Here is a 15,917-nt window from a genome sequence, read left to right as displayed (position 1 = left end):
GGTCGCGGGGGAGCCGACTGCAGCGGTCGCTGCGTGAACACGGCCCGGCCGGGCCCGCGTTCTGGCGCTTCGGGCGCGAGCAGCGCCAGCCGCTGCTGGAGGCGATCGGCAACCCCCGCCAGGACGCCTACCTCGCCCGCCGCCTGGCCGCCCAGCAGGAAGAGCGGCTCCGTGAGGAGCGGGAAGCGCGGCGGCCGGTGTGCGCGGACTGCGGACGGAAGTTCACCGACCACCGGTGTTAGGCGATCGACACCCGAGGCAGGGACGAGTCGCACCGACACCTGTGCGAGTACTGCAAGGGCCGGGCCGTCGTGGCGGAGCAGTGGGCTGAACGCGAGCGCCAGGAACGGGCACAAGAGCAAGAGCGCCTGCGCCTGGAGGCGGAGGAAGAGGCCGCTGCGCGGAAGGCCGGCGGCTGGTTCTCCCTTCGCGACCATCATGACCAACCGCGAAGGCGACCGGCTGCCGCACTGGATCGCCGACGTCTGCGCGGACGACCAGTGCGGCCTGGCCGGCTTCGCCGCCGGACTGCTCCCCGACCTCGGCGCCGTCGTCTACGGCATGAGCACCGACTGGTCGTCCGGACCGGTCGAGGGCCGCGTCAACGACCTGAAAGCGCTCAAGCGCAGCATGTTCGGCAGAGCGCAAACACCGCTACTGCGCAAACGACTCCTCCTGATCGCCGCCAGCCGCCGACCACAGACCCTCACGGCCCGCTGATCGACGTCACGGAATCCATGCCCAACCCCAAACGACCAGCCGCCGCCGACAGACCGAAACCAGTCGCGGTGGCACCGGCCCCTGCGGAATGCTTGGGTCGTGCGCCTGAATATCGATGGGGTCACCCCGCTGCCGCGGATGCTCTTGATCAGCGAGTTCCTGCTCCACGCCGACTTCCAGGTCGAGCTGGACGGAGCGGTGTTCGTCGCGGCGGGCGACCGGGTCTCCTACGAGGACGGCAGTGTCGTGGTGACTCGCTCGACCGGTGAGCAATACAAGCACCCGATCCGCGACAGCTACTGGATCTGCCGATGATGGCGACGGGCTCGATGCGCATCGCCATCTTGCAACCACCGGCGTGGTTGTGGGAGACACCGAGCGATTTGCTGGCTCGGGCCCTGGCAGTGCCACGCATCAACTTCGGCGATCTCATGCGCGCTCACGTCCGCCAGGGCCCTACCTGGGGATCCGATCCGCCGAGATCATGAACTCCGGTCGGCCGCTCCCGAACGAGATCATCAATAAGATCGTCCGGGACCACCTGTGCCAGGCAACCCTCACAGCTTTCCTCCTCGACCGGCACCCGCTCAACGTCGCCCAGGCGCTTGCTCTGGACGAGTTGCTCCACGAACTCGACACGCCCCTGGACAGCGTGCTGCGCCTGCACCTTCCCGAGCAGGAGGTGGAGGGCCGCGTCCGCCACCAGTCCGCCCGTCGCCTCTGCCGTAACGACTCGGCCCACGTCTACGAGCCAGCGGTGGACACCCTCGACGTCGATGGCGCCTGCAACGTCTGCGGCGGTGAGCTCTATCAGCGTGAGGACGACAAAGAGAAGAGCATCCGCAGTCGGTTCAGCAGTTACGAAGCGATGGTGGAGCCCATCATCCGGCACTACGCAAGGCAAGGGCTCCTCGTCACGGTCGACGCTGTCGGCACACCCGACGAGATAGCCAGTCGCGCGCTCACCGCGCTGGGACAGCATCAGGCATCCACCTGATATGACAGAGCGTCACCCAGTGCACGGAAGCACGATCGGCTTCACGAAATTCGTGCCTGAACCCATTTCAACCGTCGCCGACAGTCTGGCGACACTCGGCGATCTTCGCGAGCTGCCAACCAGGCCCGGAGGCACGCACCTGCGTGCTCCGCAGTCTGCTCTGATGGATGTGAAGTGGATGATGGTTCAGTGACGAACATCAGTGACGACCACGTGAAGGTCCATTTCCGCATGGAGATAGACGAGGACGGTTGGCCGCCAGCGAGTGTCGAGAGCCTGTGGGCTGTCGACCTGGGCGATGGCACGGTGCGGCTGGACAACACTCCCTGGTTCGTCCGCGGAGTCGCCAGTGGCGACGTCGTCAGGGTCCAACCAGATGATGACGGTCTTCTCTGGGCCGGGGAAACGGTGGAGCCTTCGCAGAACTGCACCATCCGGCTCATCGTGCTGAAGGACGACGGATCCGCCGCTGCCCGGCAGAGCGTGCTGGAGGTCTTCCATCGCCTCGGCACGACGGGCGAGGGCATCGAGCGGTTCGGGATGGTGGCCTTGGAGGTCCCGCCGCAGGCAGATCTGCTGAAAATCCGCGAGCTGTTGGAGCACGGCGAGACGAAGGAGTGGTGGCACTGGGAAGAGGGGTGTATCACTGCCGCCTGGGAAGCCACTGCGCGACCGTGAGGGCAGCGGTGCCCCGTCCCAGCCTGCAGTGAGCCAGGCCGCATCGTTCTCGTGCAGGAACCGTCCGATCACGTTCGTCATATCCATTCGCCGATCGCGGCGACCAGGACGGTGGCCTCGAAGCGAACCGCGAGCTTGTCGAACCGGGTGGCCACCGCCCGGTTGCGCTTGAGCCGGTTGATCCCGCACTCGACCGCGTGCCGGGCCTTGTAGTCCTCACGGTCGAACGCAGGAGGCCGACCGCCGGCCTTCCCTCGCCTCTTGCGATTGGCGACCTGGCCGACAGGCTCCGGGATCGTGCAGCGGATGCCCCGCTGTCGCAGGTAGGCCCGGTTGGCGCGGGACGAATACGCCTTATCGCCCCGCACCCGAAGCGGCCGGACAGGGGGACGGCCCAGTCCGGTGCGGGGTACCCGGATGCCTTCCAGGACGGCGGCGAACTGAGGGCTGTCACCACGTTGACCGGCGGTGACCAGCAGAGACAGTGGCCGTTGGCCTTGCTCGCAGGCCAGATGAATCTTGGTGGTGAAGCCTCCCCGGGACCGGCCCAGGCCGTGATCCTCGGGCCCAGTGCCGGTTCCACCTGGCGGTTCCTTCTGGGCCTGGCCGTGTCGGCGGGCGCCCGCGGCGTGCTGATGGGCCCGGCAGATCGTGGAGTCGATGTTGACCTCCCACGTGATCAGCCCTGCCGCGTCGGCCCGGACCTGCAGCTGGGTCAGCAGTTCGGGCCAGATGCCGTCGCGTTGCCAGCGGCGGAAGTGTCCGTAGACCGTCTGCCACGGCCCATACTCCGACGGAAGATCCCGCCACGGAGCACCGGTCCGCACCCGCCACCGGATCCCATCGACCAGCCTCCGCCGGCCCAACGACGGCCGCCCCAGGCCCGCGATCGGCAACAGCGGCTCCAGCACCGCCCACTGCCTGTCAGAAAGATCCCTTCGCCCCACCCCGCGATCATCACGATGCGAGGCGAGAAGTAGAACCGAATTTCAAAACACGACCTAGCGCGCGCTCTCGGCCGCCGTCGCCCCAAGTAGGGTCGGCGGCGGAGTGCAGTTCGTTTCGAACGACCGCCGTGATCAGGCGGTGAGGCTGTAGTTCTGCTGGTCGGGGCTGGGGTAGAAGCGTTGGTGTTCGCGGGCTGTGTGGAAGGTCCAGTAGTCCTCGAAGTCGCCGTTCGTGATCAGTGCGCGGAGTCGGAGGACGGCTTCGGCGCCGTCGAGTCCCCAGCGGGCGCCGGTGAAGTCGAGGCGGTCGGCGATCAGGTGGCGGCAGGCGCCTTCGACGGCGCCGGTGGCGATGGGCCAGCCGGCTGCGAGGGCGGTGTCGTAGTGGAGTTGGTCGAGGTGGCCGGTGAGGTAGCGGTGGCAGGTGGTGACGGCCTCGCGGCGAGTGGCGGGAAGCTGTTCGGCTGTGGCCTGGGCGGTCATCTCGGTGGCGGCGCGGTCGGTGTGTCCGGCGAGGATCGCGGTGAGTTTGTCCGCGGCCCAGGTCTCGGCCTCCCGGCTGCCGGGAGGGTGGAAGGCGTGCGCGGCCGTCCAGCAGTACTCGGCGACGTGGACGAAGTCGAGCAGGGTGTTCAGGCGGATGTGGCGGCGGGAGGCTTCGTCCTGGATCAGGTTGAGTTGGTGGCGAGCGCCGTCGACGAGCACGATCCAGTCCCGCAGATGCTGCGGGCCGCGGGCCTGGGCCTGGTCGAAGGCGTCGGTGATGACCTGCTCCGCAGGACGGATCACCGAGGCGGTGCACCATTTGCGCTCCGCTTTCGGACCCGGCCGCGGCGTCCGGCTCTCGCTGCGGCCGCCGGGCGGATGCACGATGTCGTGCGGCCGGCGCGGGGCGGGTGCGGTGTCGAAGACGCAGGCCACCGTTGCCATGCGCTTGCGGTTGGGTTTCTCCCCAGGTGCCAGGCGTCCGCGCCGTCCGGCCGCCGCGGTCTTGGCCGTGGCCCGACGGGTGGCCTCGCGCAGGGCTTCGGGGCGCATCACCACGCCTTTGCCGTCGACCTGGAGGACCAGCGGCATCTCGCGGGTGCACGGGGTGGGTATCTTCACCGTGTAGTAGGTGGCGATGTCGACGGCGGCGGCGACCACCAGTTCTTCGAGGCGGCGCTTGCCCAGCACTCTTCCGCATCGTCGCTCGATCGCGGCCTGGGCCTGGTCGAAGGAGCCTCTCACGGCGTCCAGGACCGCGAGCCGGGCCAGGCCGCGGGAGTGCCAGCCGGCGGGCAGCGACAACGCTTCGTCGGCCGGGTGCACGTTGGACACGCCCCGGCCGCGGTAGGTGATCCTGTTCACCCGTACCGGCCCGAACACGCAGGTCAGCCAGCGGGGATGGTTGCTCTCCCGCCAGGTCCGAGGCCGTCCTTCCGGCCCGCGCACCACCGGCCGTTCCACGCTGATGCGGGCCGCCGTTTCTTCCGTCCTCGCCCGCAGGTCGAGGTGATCCTGCATCAACTGCCGCAGCAGTTCGCGTCCTTGCTGTTCGAGCAGGCCCTCCAGCTCGTCATGGGCCATATTCCGCGCCGGGGCGTCGGCCAGCGTCGAGACTAGGCGTTCGAAGGCATCACGCGAGGCGGCATACCCTTCAGGCTCGAGTAAGGCGTCATAGGGTTCCATCTGGGGCTCTTCTTCGGCTCTTCTTGCGGTTCGTTCGGTTGGCACCTTCGAATCTACGGAGAAGAGCCCCTTGGTCACCGGGAGTTGACGTGACCGGCGTCCCCGGCATGGCGGGCGAGGGTGAACCGTCCCGGCATGTTCTCGTCCAGCCAGCCCCGCTCCACCAGACGCTTCAGCTTCCCCCGCGTCCCCTCGATCTTCGCCGTGGTGGCCTCCAGCCCGATCCGCGGCACGATCTGCTTGGCCTGCAACGGACCCGGAGCATCAGCGACGATCTCCACGATGTCCCGGTACACGTCCGGCAGCACCCCAGCGAGGCCCTCCCGCCACGGCGGCACCGCCATCACCCCGATACCGTGAGGAGCCGGCGTTTCCCTGGGTTCCGGCGCATCGTGCGCCTCCACCTCCGGCGCCACGTCCGCAGCCGACAACTCCGCCAGTACCTCCATCACGGTCTCCCGCCTGATCTCCAACCGCGACAGATCAGCCCGGGCCCTCTCCAGCCGGGCAGCCATCTCCACAGCCTCGGCCTGGAGTTCTTCCACCCGCTGTCGAGCCGCGGCCTCCCGCGCCTGGAGTTCTTCCGGCAACGACACCATCGCGCCCCACCTCCACCTCGCCACGGTAGAAGTACGACGACACCGCCCACACGTCAATCAGCATCTTCCCAGCTCAGCTATCCCTCGAAAGGATCCGCACCCAATCAAGTTCAGTACCTGTCTGAGGGGTGCGATGCGGGACGGGTGAACAGGTGTGCGTGCCGTAGCCCGGTCTTGCGTAGTTCGTCTGCCACGATGCGTAGCGCAGTGCGGGCCATGTTCGGAAACATCCCGCCCTTGCAGTCCATCCACACGCGGGGGACCGTGTCGTCGACGGCGACGTAGTTGGGGCTGTAGAGGTCGGTGTCGGCGATGACATCTTCGGCCTCTTCCGGCGAGAGTTCGCGGCCGTCCTCGAGTACGCACTTCAGGCGGCGTTCCGCAGCGCTGAGCGCCGCGACGGCACGGGCCGGGTCGTTCGAATCGACGGCGATCTCCCAGTGCTGTTGAAACGCATCGCCATTGCCCCCGCCCAGGATAGGTAGCGCGCCCGGGTCTACTGTGATGCCGCCCGGCTCGCTCTCCGAGACCACGGCCCGGCGCATCCAGAATGCACTTTCGTCGGTTTCCAGGCATGCCTCGGCCACGCGCCAGAGCATCTGCGGGCCGGAAGCGCCAACCGCCTCCTCGAACAGGCTGCGTGCGCGTTCCCAGTCCCCCGAGTTCATGGCCTGGCACCCGCGTCGGAATGCGATCTCGGCAGGGTGGTCGGCAGATGACAGGACGGAGTCAGTGGCATGCACAGCCCCATACTTACCACCCAGTTCTGGCGTACGGTCACTGAGTTGCCGAATCAACGGCAGCGCCGACACAGATCCGACCGGTCAAACTCGCCCGGCAATTGGTCAAGATCACCTGTCAGAGGACACCTACCACGCTCACCGTGCGTTACGCGGGGGTCCCACGCGCGCTGTCGCACTGCTTGTCACGCCCGCTGCCCACCGCTGGCCCACAGGCAGGAGCCGGCGGCGCGCGGTCGGGCCTGAGCGTTCAACGTCTGGGCTGTCGCCCATGGAGGCGGTGATAGGAGGCCGGGGCCACAAGATGGCCGCGGCCTCCGCCGCGCCGTCCGGCCGCATCGGGACGCCGCCTGAACGCAGACGCCGTCAACTCGCACCAAAGAGCCACACAAGCGAGTGAGATAGACAGCTTCGATGATGCCTCGGCTGCGTGATTTCCCTGATGCGGTGCTCCCCAAGAGCATCTACAGTCGTCTCGGTCATATTTCTAGGGGGCGTATGGAATACCGAATGCTGACCGCGGGTGTGGTGAACCTGCTTTTGGGAGACGGGGAGACAACTCCGAAGGGCATCGAGACCACCGCCCTGGAAATGGTCCGCACGGGCCGACTGCGGGGTGAAGAGAAAGCCGACGGTACGGTGACCGTACGGATCGTCGCGCAGGCCGCCGGCTCGGCGCCGCTGCGGCCCGTCGAGGAACTGGTGGTCGAACGGATCCGCCGGCTCTGCCGAAACGGTGTCGACCGCGTGCCGATAGGCGCCCTCGGACCGGGCGACGGCGACGAGTTCTGGGTATGGTGGCGCGGCTTTCAGAACAGTGTCCGCAACGAGGCGACCGCTCTTGGCCTCATACGGCCAGCCCGGAACAAGTACGTGACGCTGTTGTATCGGGGTGTAGCCCTCGCGGCCTGGTTCGGCCCCCTGTGGGCCGGCGTTGCATTCAGTCCCGAGTCGATGCGCATCCTTTTCAAAATGGTCCTCGTGCTCAGCCTGTTGGGGCTGGTGCCGCTGTCGGACCGCCCGCTCGAAACCGGGCCCAGGTTGACAGCCGATGGACGGCAGGCCGCGCGCGAGTGGCGGACCCACGACCGTGCTGGAGAGCATCGGCTGCCCAAACACCAGGTGGGAGCGGCTGGTCCCGAATCGGCGCTTCCGGTACGCGAGTCGCAGCGGATCTGGTCCTCGTACGGCAGATCGTGGCACGTCGTGGACGCCGGGCCGCTGGACACCCCGCGCTGGGGCCACCTGTGGCAGTTCTTGGTCCTGGCCGTGACCGTGTGCGCCGCCTTCGTCGCCGTGGTTGTGGCGACCCTGAACGCGCGCCCGCCGCTCGGCTGGGAATGGGACACCGCTCCGGTGCTCACCGGCGTACTGCTGTGGGGCCTGTGGCTGCCGGCCCGGCGTCGGGTCCTCGCGGTTCCCGACGACTCGAGCTTTCGCGGTGCCGTCATCTCGCGCTGGGTCTACGAGACTCACTACGACGACCCGTACACGGATGTCACGCACTACTGCTGCTCCATCGAGGACCCGGCGACGCGGAAAGCCTGGTCCTTCGAGGTCGACCAGTGGAGCCGGCCGATGTTCCCACGCACAGTGAACCCGGAGCTCAAGGACCGGTTCCGGGTAGGGGACATCGTCGATGTCCACTGCAGCCCGCGTCGGCGCAAGATCCATCAGATCACTGTGGTCGAGGCCGTGCCGCGGACCGACTGACGATCAGATCCGCTCACCGGCACGCGCGCATCCGCTGGAGGCGCGGGTCCCGAGGCACCTGCGGCCTGAGCAGGTCCTGTTTTGCGGCTGAGGCTCTGCGCGGCGTCACCGATACCCAGTCCGCCCTACCCTGAAACCCAGGCACCTGGGCGGCAGGCCATCATGAACGCCTTCAACCAGCACCCCGACCAAGCGTTCCGGGTCCGCGAACTGCACGAACTCCTCGGCATGCCCACCGACGACCCGGCTATGAACGTCACCCGCAGCCGCCTCGGACGCCTCACCCGCCATGGCTTCCTCACCCAACCCGGACGAGGCCGCTACCAGAAACGGACTTAACGCCCCCTTAGAGGTGGTTGTCCAGGATGTTTCGTACCTCGGCGATCGTGATGGGTCCCGTGCCGTGTGCCACCACCTCTCCCTCGTTCAGCAGGACGTAGGACGGGGCTCCGGTGATCCCGTATCGCTTGGTTGCGGCCGGGCAGCGGGTGATGTCGGTGCGGATGGCCGTCAGACGGCCTGTGTATTCGTCGGCGATGCCGCCTACGACGAGGTCCATCGCCCGGCAGGGCTCGATTGCCTTGGGCCAGGACCCGATGAAGTATGCGAGGACCGGGACTTTGCTCATCCTGAGGATGAAGTCGAACTCGGCGTCCTCACGAGGTTGGTGAACCCTCTTCGACATGGAAGCTCCTGACCCTTGCGTTGGTTCTTTCCGTCCCTTGATCTTCGCAGGGAATCCCGGTTTGCCGGTCGGGCGGGAATGCGATCCTTGGCCTGGAGGTGCGAAGCGGCCGGAGTCCTCTGTCTCTGCGGGGTGACGGTCAGGCCGGCCGCCTGTGGTTCTCGATGTAGTCCTTGACGATGCTCAGCGGTGCGCCGCCGCCGGACCCCGCGAAATACGACGGGGACCAGAACACCGAGCCCGTACCGATTCGGTTGATCGGGCCGGTGTAATCCGCGCGCAGGTAGCGGGAGCTGACGCCCTTGAGTCTGTTGACGAGCTTGGACAGCGCGATTTTCGGCGGGTGGTGCACGAGCAGGTGAACGTGATCGCCTTCACCGTGGAACGGGGAGGAGGAACCATCCCCCGCTTGGTGCGGCAGCGGCAGGCCGGCGCGACCGGCCGTTGGCTGACCCGTGGGAACGTAGATACGGGGCCGGTCGCCAGGCTTCCGTGTGAGGTGCGGTATGGGCAGGCGGTGAGGTCCCTGCTGGACGAGCGTGTGATTGCGGCGCGACTGGCTGCGGCTCCTGGCCGTCGGCCGTGGCAGGGTGTCCACTCGGTGGGGACGTTGTGCTTGTGCCGGTCGGGTACGGGGCTGGAACAAGTGGCTTGCGCGCGGAAGGTCAGATGCTCGTTGCCCGGCCAGGTTGTCGGATCGTCCGGTGCGTGGGCGTCGACCAGGCGCGTGGCCCCCGCGTGCTGGTCCCGGCCGATTGATCGGTCACGGTCCCCGTCCCGGTCGTGGCAGTCGGAGGCTATGTCCGTCGGTGTCGGTTCGCCGTTTGTGTTGCGTAGCGCTGTGCTGTGCGGCTCGGTCATGTGCGGGGTGGGCGGGCGCGCGTGGGGCGCGCCCGCCACGGGTCAGCAGGTCGCGCTGCTCGAGATTCTCACGCCGTTGATGGTGAGCCCGGGACTCATCACAGTGGTCGTGTTCGGTCCGACGCAGAGGGTGCCGGCGTTGCTGCGCAGGTAGGCCACGTCGTCGTTGCGGGTGTTGAGGACGATGTAGCCGTCGCGGGAGGTGACGTCCTGGAATCCGCTGGTGATGACCTGGAACTTGGCGGCGGGATGGCCGGCGTTGACGGCGGCCCGGTCCACGTAGAAGCAGACGTACGGGTACGCGCAGCCGTGCTGGACCGGCTCGGCGTTCGCGGCCGGAGCGCCGGCCATGGACGCGGCCGCGACCGCGCCGACGACGACGGCGAGGTTCGCCGCTTTGCGGATGATGGCGTTCATCAGTCCCCCAGGGATTTCGTTCGGTTCGGGTTCATGGGTGAGCGGTGCTTCGACCGCGGGGAGAGCGCACGCCGTGCCGGGCACAGGTCAGGGTGTCGGAGGTGTTCGCCGTCTTCCGCGGCGACAGGTCCGCGCACCATAGGATCTCATGCGGCCGCACGTGTGATGGATCGTCATGGGGTGTACGAATGGCGGGACTTCGCGTTCAGCGAGTTGTCGACATCGACCCCCGGGTTCGCTTCCTTGCCACCCGGATGTGAGGAGTCACATGGGAGTTGGTGCTGCGGCGGCCACATGCTTGGTGAGCTCCAACTACAGTGCAGCAAAGAGTGTTTGAAGGCCCGTCCGGGTGGATGAGGGGCTCGGGTTCGCCCGCTTGGGGTCGAGGAAGCGCGGGTTGGGCGTCGGGGTGATGCGTGGGAGGGGCTCGTCGGCGGTCTGGTGCGGTCGGGGCTCGTCGCTATCGGCGGGCGCCGTCTTTTCTGACTGGGGTGCGTCCGTGGTACTCGAAACGTCGTGCGAGCGTGGTGGTGTGCGCTGCAGCCGAGTACCCGGACGAGTCGATCGCCTTCTACTACGAAGAGGCCATCAACCCGGTCTCCCAGGGGGCTATCACGCGAGCTACTACGCGACCTTGACCTCCGAGGGCGCCGCGGCGCGGGACCTGCACGGCATCCTCGGTCCCACGTTCAAGGAGACCAGCCGCCCCGACGACGAACGGCCCTTGTGGGGCGGCCCGTAGGGCAGAGGCGTCGCGTTGCTTGCATCCGTGTCCTGGCGTACCGGGAATGCCGGGCGAGGCCGGCCGCGGTCAGGGTGGGGATCCCGGCGCGCTGCGCCATGCGGGGCCAGGAACCGGAGTCGACCCCGCCTACTTCGGGTGGCCCGAAGCCTCGCGTTGAAACTGGTGGCGAATGCGGGGCATACCTACCATGTGCTGCCAATGATTCGACCGGCGTCAATGCCGGGCCACGCTGCCGAGCTCGCCATCGTGACCAACCCGACCGCAGCCCAGTTGGAGCAGACTGTGCTGAGAAAACCGCGCGGGCTCCGCGCCGAGGTCACGCTACGCATGCTCGCCCAGCCGTTAGCCGGGCATCCGGACCACGAGGGCGCGGAGTGGGCGCGGTGAGCGGGACGCTACTCGACCTCGCCCAGGACTACGAGAGCGAGGCCGCCGGCCTGTGGCCGTGGCAACGCGCCCGGCGGGCGCTCCGGACGACGGCGCAGCTGTTCCGGCGCATGGTCTGCAACCGTGCGGCAGTCGACCCCAACCGGATGACCATCACCTGGACGATGCTCATCGACATCCCCCAACGCTGGTGCCGACAACACGGCTACGGAGCCGTCCCGGGACCCGACGGATACGTCATTCAGCGCGGCGACGAGCCAGTGATCATCGCGAAGCCGGGCGACACGCTGTTATGGGACGGTGAGCGGCTTGCCGTGGAAGGAGATCTGTGACTTCCGCCGACGGGTGATGCGGCCGAGGGGGACCGTGTTGTCGTTCGACGTGCGCGCATGTTGTAGCAGCCTGAGTTGTCCGTCGACGGTTTGCTCATGACAGCGCCGCGATTACTGCGCCCGTCCGCATCGCGCACGGGCGCCGCTACGCCGAGTGCCTCCGCGTGGACGTAGAGCCTGTCTCTCGGATCCGCCTGTGGGATCGTCGTGCGCATGATCCAGTCTTGGGTGATCGACGGCGGCAGCCGTGCGCCGGTGTCGTCCGACACTGTGCGAGATGTGCTTCGGGCAAGGATCGCCGGAGGGCAGCATGAGACGTGGCTCGCTGGTTCGTCCGGTGACCTCGTGCCTCCGTCTGGGAAGATCTGCGTCGAGTCCACTCTGAACACTCTCAGCGCTCCCGCCAAGTGTGATGCCTACGCGGGACCCGGCCTCTACGACGGTGTCCTACTTGGTGAGTTTGAGGAGCCGCTTTCCGTCAGCACGTACTGGTGGAAAGCGGCTCCGGGGTCACGAGCCTGTACATCGAGGCCTCCCGTGGCACCGGCCGGGGTCATCAACCCCTCCCTTTCTGCACTTGCTGCCGAGCGGCAAGTTGTGGGCGCGGGCAGACACGCGGCATCCCTGCGGTTCGCGGAGAACGTTCCGTTCACCGCAGCACGCTGTGGATGCGATGGACTGGAGAAACGTGGACGGGCCGGTGACCCACGCTGCTGCGACTTGCCTGGTACGCGGTGAAGGCGGCGAGCCATTCACAGTCCTGTCGCCGGGACCCGAGCTGTACGCACCGACATCACTCCGCTGAACCCAACCTGAACCACCCCGCCTCGGACGAAGGGGGGGGCCGTTTCCCGCGCGAAGCAGCCCCCCTTCTTTCGTCAGCGTCCGGCGCGCAGGCGCGCCTGGCGGGCGATGACCAGGCCAGGCCAGCGGGTGTGCTGTTCGCTGTCGAGCCACCGTGCTGGTGACGGGGAGTCGAGACGGAGGCCGCTCGCATCCCTGAGAGCGGTCAGTGCGCCTGTATTTTGAAGGCGCCTTACGTCACGTTCCGGATGTTGTTTCTGGGCTTCAGCCACACAGCCGGGTGAGATGGCGACTCACACAGGCGGTTCTTCGGCTCGATTCAGCTTCCTCGTCGTGCCGCCCCCGCCAGAATCCATGCTTCGACCGCCTCGTACTGCTGGCGCTGTTCCTCCGCCTTCTGCCGCCCGGAGATCTTCGTCCCTGCCCAGCCGAAAGCGAACCCCAGGGGTATGGAGACCAGGCCGGTGGTGGTGAACGGGAACCAGTTGAAGTCGGACTGGGGGAAGGCGGAGAAGGGGGAACCGGAGACGAGGTTGGTGCCGGTCATGAGGACGAGGGTGGCGAGTGTGCCGCCGATCAGGGTCCACAGCAGACCCGTGCGGGTGTAGCGGCGCCAGAAGAGGCTGTACACCAGTGCCGGTGCGAGCGCGGATGCACCGATGGAGGCCGACAGCAGAGCCAGTGGCTGCAGATTGTGATGCTGGACGAGGGTGGCGAGCAGGATGGTGGGGGCGCCCACCGCCAGGGCGGAGACCCGGGCGATGGTCATCTCACGGCGGGGAGTCGTGCCACGGCGGGCGAGCAGGTCGTGCGCGAGGGTGTTGGCACAGGCCAGGATCATGCTGGCGACCGATGCGAGCAGGGTGAGGAAGAGCGCCGTCGTGACCATGGTGAACAGGAACGTCTCGGACGTCGAAACGCTCGTTCCGAGCGCGGCCCGTGAGCCCAGCAGATAGGCAGTCCTGCCCGTCGGGTCGGCACCGGCGATCGTCGTGCGCCCGATCAGCGCGGTTGCCCCGATGCTGACGACCGTGCAGATCAGCATGAACAGCGCGACGCACGACACCGCCCAGGACATCGACCGGCGCACCTGACGGGCACTGGTCGCGGTGTACATGCGCATGGTGACGTGCGGCAGGCAGGCGCCGCCGAGGATGACGGTGAGCTCCGAGCTGATCATGTCGAGCCGGGGGCTGGGGCCGCCGGCAAACTCGAGACCGGAGTGCAGGAAGGCCGGCCCCACGCCGCTGTTCGCCGCCGCGGCGGCGAACAGCTTGCCCAGGTCCCAGTCGAACTGCCGCAGAATCAGCGCGGCCACGACCGCGCCGGAGCCGAAGAGCATCACAATCTTCAAGACCTGGATGAGGGCGGTGCCCTTCATGCCGCCGATCGCCGCATAACTGATCATCAGTGCGCCGATCCCGACGGTGCATCCGGTCTTCAACGAGTCACTGGAAAAGCCGAGGATGAACGCCAGCAGATCGCCGGTGCCGGCGAGCTGGATGAGCATCATCGGCAGCAAGGCCGTGATCGTTGCCCCGCACGCGGCGATGCGTACCTTCCGGCCGGGCATCCGCCGAGCTAGTACATCGCCCATGGTGAACCGGCCCGCGTTGCGCAGCGGTTCGGCCAGCAGGAACATCAGCAGCATGAGGGAGAGCGCGATGCTCAGCGCCAGGACGACGCCGTCGTACCCGTCGAGCGCGATCACCCCGCCTGTGGACAGGACCGTCGCCGCGGAAATGTAGTCCCCGGCGATGGCAAGGCCGTTGCGCATCGGCGACAGCGACCCGTACCCGGTGTAGAACTCGTCGAGGTCGTCACCGTCAGGTCCTGTCATCACGCACAGCAGCAGGATGATCGTGGCGACCGTCGTGAAGGCCACCAAGGACATTGCCTGCGTGGAACTGCTGAAACCGCTCACCGAGCCCCTCCCCGCTTCACGTCCAGCTCGGCGTGCCTGCGAATGCGGTCCGCGATCGGGTCGACCCTGCGGCGCGCCGTGTGCTCGTACAACCCGATCGACAGACAGGTGACAGGAACCTGGAGCAGCCCGAGAAGCAGACCCGTGGACAGGCCACCCGACACAGTGCCCGTCATCAATGACGGCGCGAACGCGGACAGCACAAGGAAGAGCGTGAAGTATCCGAGCGCCGTGAACGTCGCCACGCGCCGCTGGGTGCGGTAAGCGCGGCGCAACAGACGCAGGTCGCCATGGTGGCCGAGCCTCGGCTGAGGCGATGTCGTCTCCTCGCCGAACTCCTGATGCGGCGGCCACGTGTAAATGACATCGGAAGCGGAGAAGTCAGGCGGTGGACTGTACGGCACCCCTGGTCGGTGCGCCGGGTACTCCGGATACGGGAACGGCTCTGGCATCCCGTTTCTCCTCATGCGGCTCATGGACCCATACGGGACCGAAGGGAAGCGGGGGGCGAGCGCACGCTAACCAACAGGTATGGACCTGCACCAGGACTTTGGCCAAACTGAGCGGTTGGTATGCAGCAGATCGATGGCTGTATCAACTACTTCCGTTCGATCCCGGGGGAATCGTGGGCCCCTCGCCGAGCCCACGACGCAGGCATCACCGTCACAGGTCGAGTTGTGCTTCACCCCGACCTCCGCCTCCTGAGCGAACCCGGTTGAGGCGCACTTCGGACCGCTGCGGCAGATCACCATCGCCAACTCCCACCACCCCGACCACACCGTGCAGACCCGTGCCCTGCGTGCCTACCTGCGCCGGCGCAACGCCAACGCCCGCCACCGGGACGTCCTGGCCGCCGAACGCAAGGAGCGCGCCCGCGTCCGGTGCGAGAAAGACGTCCGCTGGGGCGGGCGTCCCCTCAAGACCGCAGCGTGACCGCACCTCCCGCCCGGCACGGCTCCTCGTGAAAGGCTGGGAGCATGATGGGCGGACGGTCTGAGAACCCAGAACTCTGGACGTTCCTGGAATCACTGCACTGCGGTGAACTCCTTTCCGGCACCGTCACAGCGATCGAGCGGTTCGGCGTGTTCGTAGCGCTGGACGAAGGCCCCGACCACCCCGTCTTCCCCGGCGTCGGGTTCATCACGGTCCCCGAGCTCTCCTGGCGCTTCGAAGCGGCCTCCGACGTCGTGCAGGTTGGACAGCGGGTCTCATGCGAGTTCCTCCAGTTCGACACATGGAACCTGGAGGCCAGACTGTCCTTGCGGGCGACGCGGCCGGATCCCTTCCAGGCATTCGCCGACGGCATCGCGGTGGGACAGAAACTGCACGGACAGGTCACCAAGCTGGTCCCGTTCGGCGTGTTCGTCCAGGTCGCCGAGGGAATCGAGGGACTGGTCCACCTGCAAGAGCTCACCTGGACGCCCGTGCAGACTCCGTCGGAGGTCGTCCAGGCCGGCGACGAGGTCACGGTCGTCGTCACCGAGATCGACCGAGAGCGACGCAGGCTGGCCCTCTCCCGACGACAAGCCTCATCCGAGCACCAGTAACGCTTCCACGTTCCCGCAGCGGTTCCCTTGCACGAGCCTTCTCGAGCACCGGCTCGGTGAAGGGGGCACCCCAACTCGGTGAACCTCTGCGGTCAGAGCACTGGAAAGCCGCACGCACGACGTCGTTCGTGCCGACGCAGCCGACGCAGC

16 protein-coding genes and 2 pseudogenes are annotated in these 15,917 nt (G+C 67.4%); 9 read left to right on the top strand and 9 right to left on the bottom strand.

The features are described 5' to 3' along the window. The first annotated feature begins 438 nt into the window (after nt 1-438). From ACIQ7M_RS27195 to ACIQ7M_RS27180, 4 genes are all read left to right on the top strand, one after another. On the top strand, nt 439-720 hold the full coding sequence (locus tag ACIQ7M_RS27195) for a hypothetical protein (RefSeq protein WP_403649047.1): 282 nt from the start codon (nt 439-441) through the stop codon (nt 718-720). 99 nt (nt 721-819) lie between these two features. Next, on the top strand, nt 820-1,035 hold the full coding sequence (locus ACIQ7M_RS27190; protein ID WP_403649044.1) for a hypothetical protein: 216 nt from the start codon (nt 820-822) through the stop codon (nt 1,033-1,035). Further along, nucleotides 986-1,717 carry an adenylate kinase family protein gene (locus ACIQ7M_RS27185; protein ID WP_403649041.1) on the top strand — a complete coding sequence of 244 codons (732 nt, stop codon included), beginning with the start codon at nt 986-988 and terminating at the stop codon, nt 1,715-1,717. The genes ACIQ7M_RS27190 and ACIQ7M_RS27185 overlap by 50 nt, the downstream gene beginning before the upstream one ends. 189 nt (nt 1,718-1,906) lie before the next feature. After that, nucleotides 1,907-2,395 (top strand): DUF4265 domain-containing protein, encoded by a 489-nt coding sequence (locus ACIQ7M_RS27180; protein WP_403649038.1) that lies wholly within the window; start codon nt 1,907-1,909, stop codon nt 2,393-2,395. Nucleotides 2,396-2,472: 77 nt separating this feature from the next. Here the strand turns inward: ACIQ7M_RS27180 and ACIQ7M_RS27175 are convergent, their stop codons facing one another. The 4 genes from ACIQ7M_RS27175 to ACIQ7M_RS27160 all read right to left on the bottom strand — a co-directional run bounded on the left by ACIQ7M_RS27175 (nt 2,473) and on the right by ACIQ7M_RS27160 (nt 6,280). Then, complete coding sequence (locus tag ACIQ7M_RS27175) at nt 2,473-3,342, bottom strand: IS5 family transposase (protein ID WP_403649035.1); 870 nt, start codon at nt 3,340-3,342, stop codon at nt 2,473-2,475. 132 nt (nt 3,343-3,474) lie between these two features. After that, nucleotides 3,475-5,013: an ISKra4 family transposase gene (locus tag ACIQ7M_RS27170; protein ID WP_403649032.1), complete on the bottom strand. Its 1,539-nt coding sequence runs from the start codon at nt 5,011-5,013 to the stop codon at nt 3,475-3,477. 74 nt (nt 5,014-5,087) lie between these two features. Next, nucleotides 5,088-5,612, bottom strand: coding sequence for a hypothetical protein (locus tag ACIQ7M_RS27165; protein WP_403649029.1), 525 nt, complete (start codon nt 5,610-5,612; stop codon nt 5,088-5,090). 110 nt (nt 5,613-5,722) lie between these two features. Further along, a complete protein-coding gene (locus ACIQ7M_RS27160) occupies nt 5,723-6,280 on the bottom strand; it encodes a hypothetical protein (RefSeq protein WP_403649026.1) in 558 nt (185 codons plus the stop codon). Nucleotides 6,281-6,862: 582 nt separating this feature from the next. On the opposite strand from ACIQ7M_RS27160, the gene ACIQ7M_RS27155 reads away from it, so the two are divergent. Next, a complete protein-coding gene (locus tag ACIQ7M_RS27155; RefSeq protein ID WP_403649024.1) occupies nt 6,863-8,065 on the top strand; it encodes a hypothetical protein in 1,203 nt (400 codons plus the stop codon). Nucleotides 8,066-8,227: 162 nt separating this feature from the next. Further along, nucleotides 8,228-8,404, top strand: a complete 177-nt coding sequence (locus tag ACIQ7M_RS27150; RefSeq protein ID WP_403649021.1) for a hypothetical protein — start codon at nt 8,228-8,230, stop codon at nt 8,402-8,404. A 7-nt stretch (nt 8,405-8,411) separates the two neighbouring features. Here the strand turns inward: ACIQ7M_RS27150 and ACIQ7M_RS27145 are convergent, their stop codons facing one another. The 3 genes and pseudogenes from ACIQ7M_RS27145 to ACIQ7M_RS27135 form a co-directional block, all read right to left on the bottom strand. Beyond that, the gene (locus tag ACIQ7M_RS27145; protein ID WP_403649018.1) at nt 8,412-8,750 is read right to left on the bottom strand and encodes a thioredoxin family protein; all 339 of its coding nucleotides are present in this window, start codon (nt 8,748-8,750) and stop codon (nt 8,412-8,414) included. A 139-nt stretch (nt 8,751-8,889) separates the two neighbouring features. Beyond that, nucleotides 8,890-9,129: pseudogene (gene tnpA, locus ACIQ7M_RS27140) on the bottom strand (IS200/IS605 family transposase); the annotation flags it as partial. A 524-nt stretch (nt 9,130-9,653) separates the two neighbouring features. Beyond that, entirely contained in the window at nt 9,654-10,028 is a 375-nt protein-coding gene (locus ACIQ7M_RS27135; RefSeq protein WP_403649015.1) for a hypothetical protein, read from the bottom strand. 1,128 nt (nt 10,029-11,156) lie between these two features. Here ACIQ7M_RS27135 and ACIQ7M_RS27130 point away from each other — a divergent pair. Next, nucleotides 11,157-11,492 carry a hypothetical protein gene (locus ACIQ7M_RS27130; RefSeq protein ID WP_403649012.1) on the top strand — a complete coding sequence of 112 codons (336 nt, stop codon included), beginning with the start codon at nt 11,157-11,159 and terminating at the stop codon, nt 11,490-11,492. A gap of 1,123 nt (nt 11,493-12,615) precedes the next feature. Here ACIQ7M_RS27130 and ACIQ7M_RS27125 read toward each other — a convergent pair. Next, nucleotides 12,616-14,220: a cation acetate symporter gene (locus tag ACIQ7M_RS27125; RefSeq protein ID WP_403649009.1), complete on the bottom strand. Its 1,605-nt coding sequence runs from the start codon at nt 14,218-14,220 to the stop codon at nt 12,616-12,618. Then, complete coding sequence (locus ACIQ7M_RS27120; protein WP_403649007.1) at nt 14,217-14,672, bottom strand: DUF485 domain-containing protein; 456 nt, start codon at nt 14,670-14,672, stop codon at nt 14,217-14,219. The genes ACIQ7M_RS27125 and ACIQ7M_RS27120 overlap by 4 nt, the downstream gene beginning before the upstream one ends. 217 nt (nt 14,673-14,889) lie before the next feature. Here ACIQ7M_RS27120 and ACIQ7M_RS27115 point away from each other — a divergent pair. Both ACIQ7M_RS27115 and ACIQ7M_RS27110 read left to right on the top strand, forming a co-directional pair. After that, nucleotides 14,890-15,153 (top strand): annotated as a pseudogene (locus tag ACIQ7M_RS27115) (IS630 family transposase); the annotation flags it as partial. A gap of 47 nt (nt 15,154-15,200) precedes the next feature. Continuing rightward, nucleotides 15,201-15,767 (top strand): S1 RNA-binding domain-containing protein, encoded by a 567-nt coding sequence (locus tag ACIQ7M_RS27110; protein ID WP_403649004.1) that lies wholly within the window; start codon nt 15,201-15,203, stop codon nt 15,765-15,767. Nucleotides 15,768-15,917 lie beyond the last annotated feature (150 nt).

It is taken from the genome of Streptomyces sp. NPDC096324, from assembly GCF_044763015.1.
Classification (GTDB): domain Bacteria; phylum Actinomycetota; class Actinomycetes; order Streptomycetales; family Streptomycetaceae; genus Streptomyces.
This window is presented reverse-complemented; position numbering and strand designations above follow the sequence as displayed.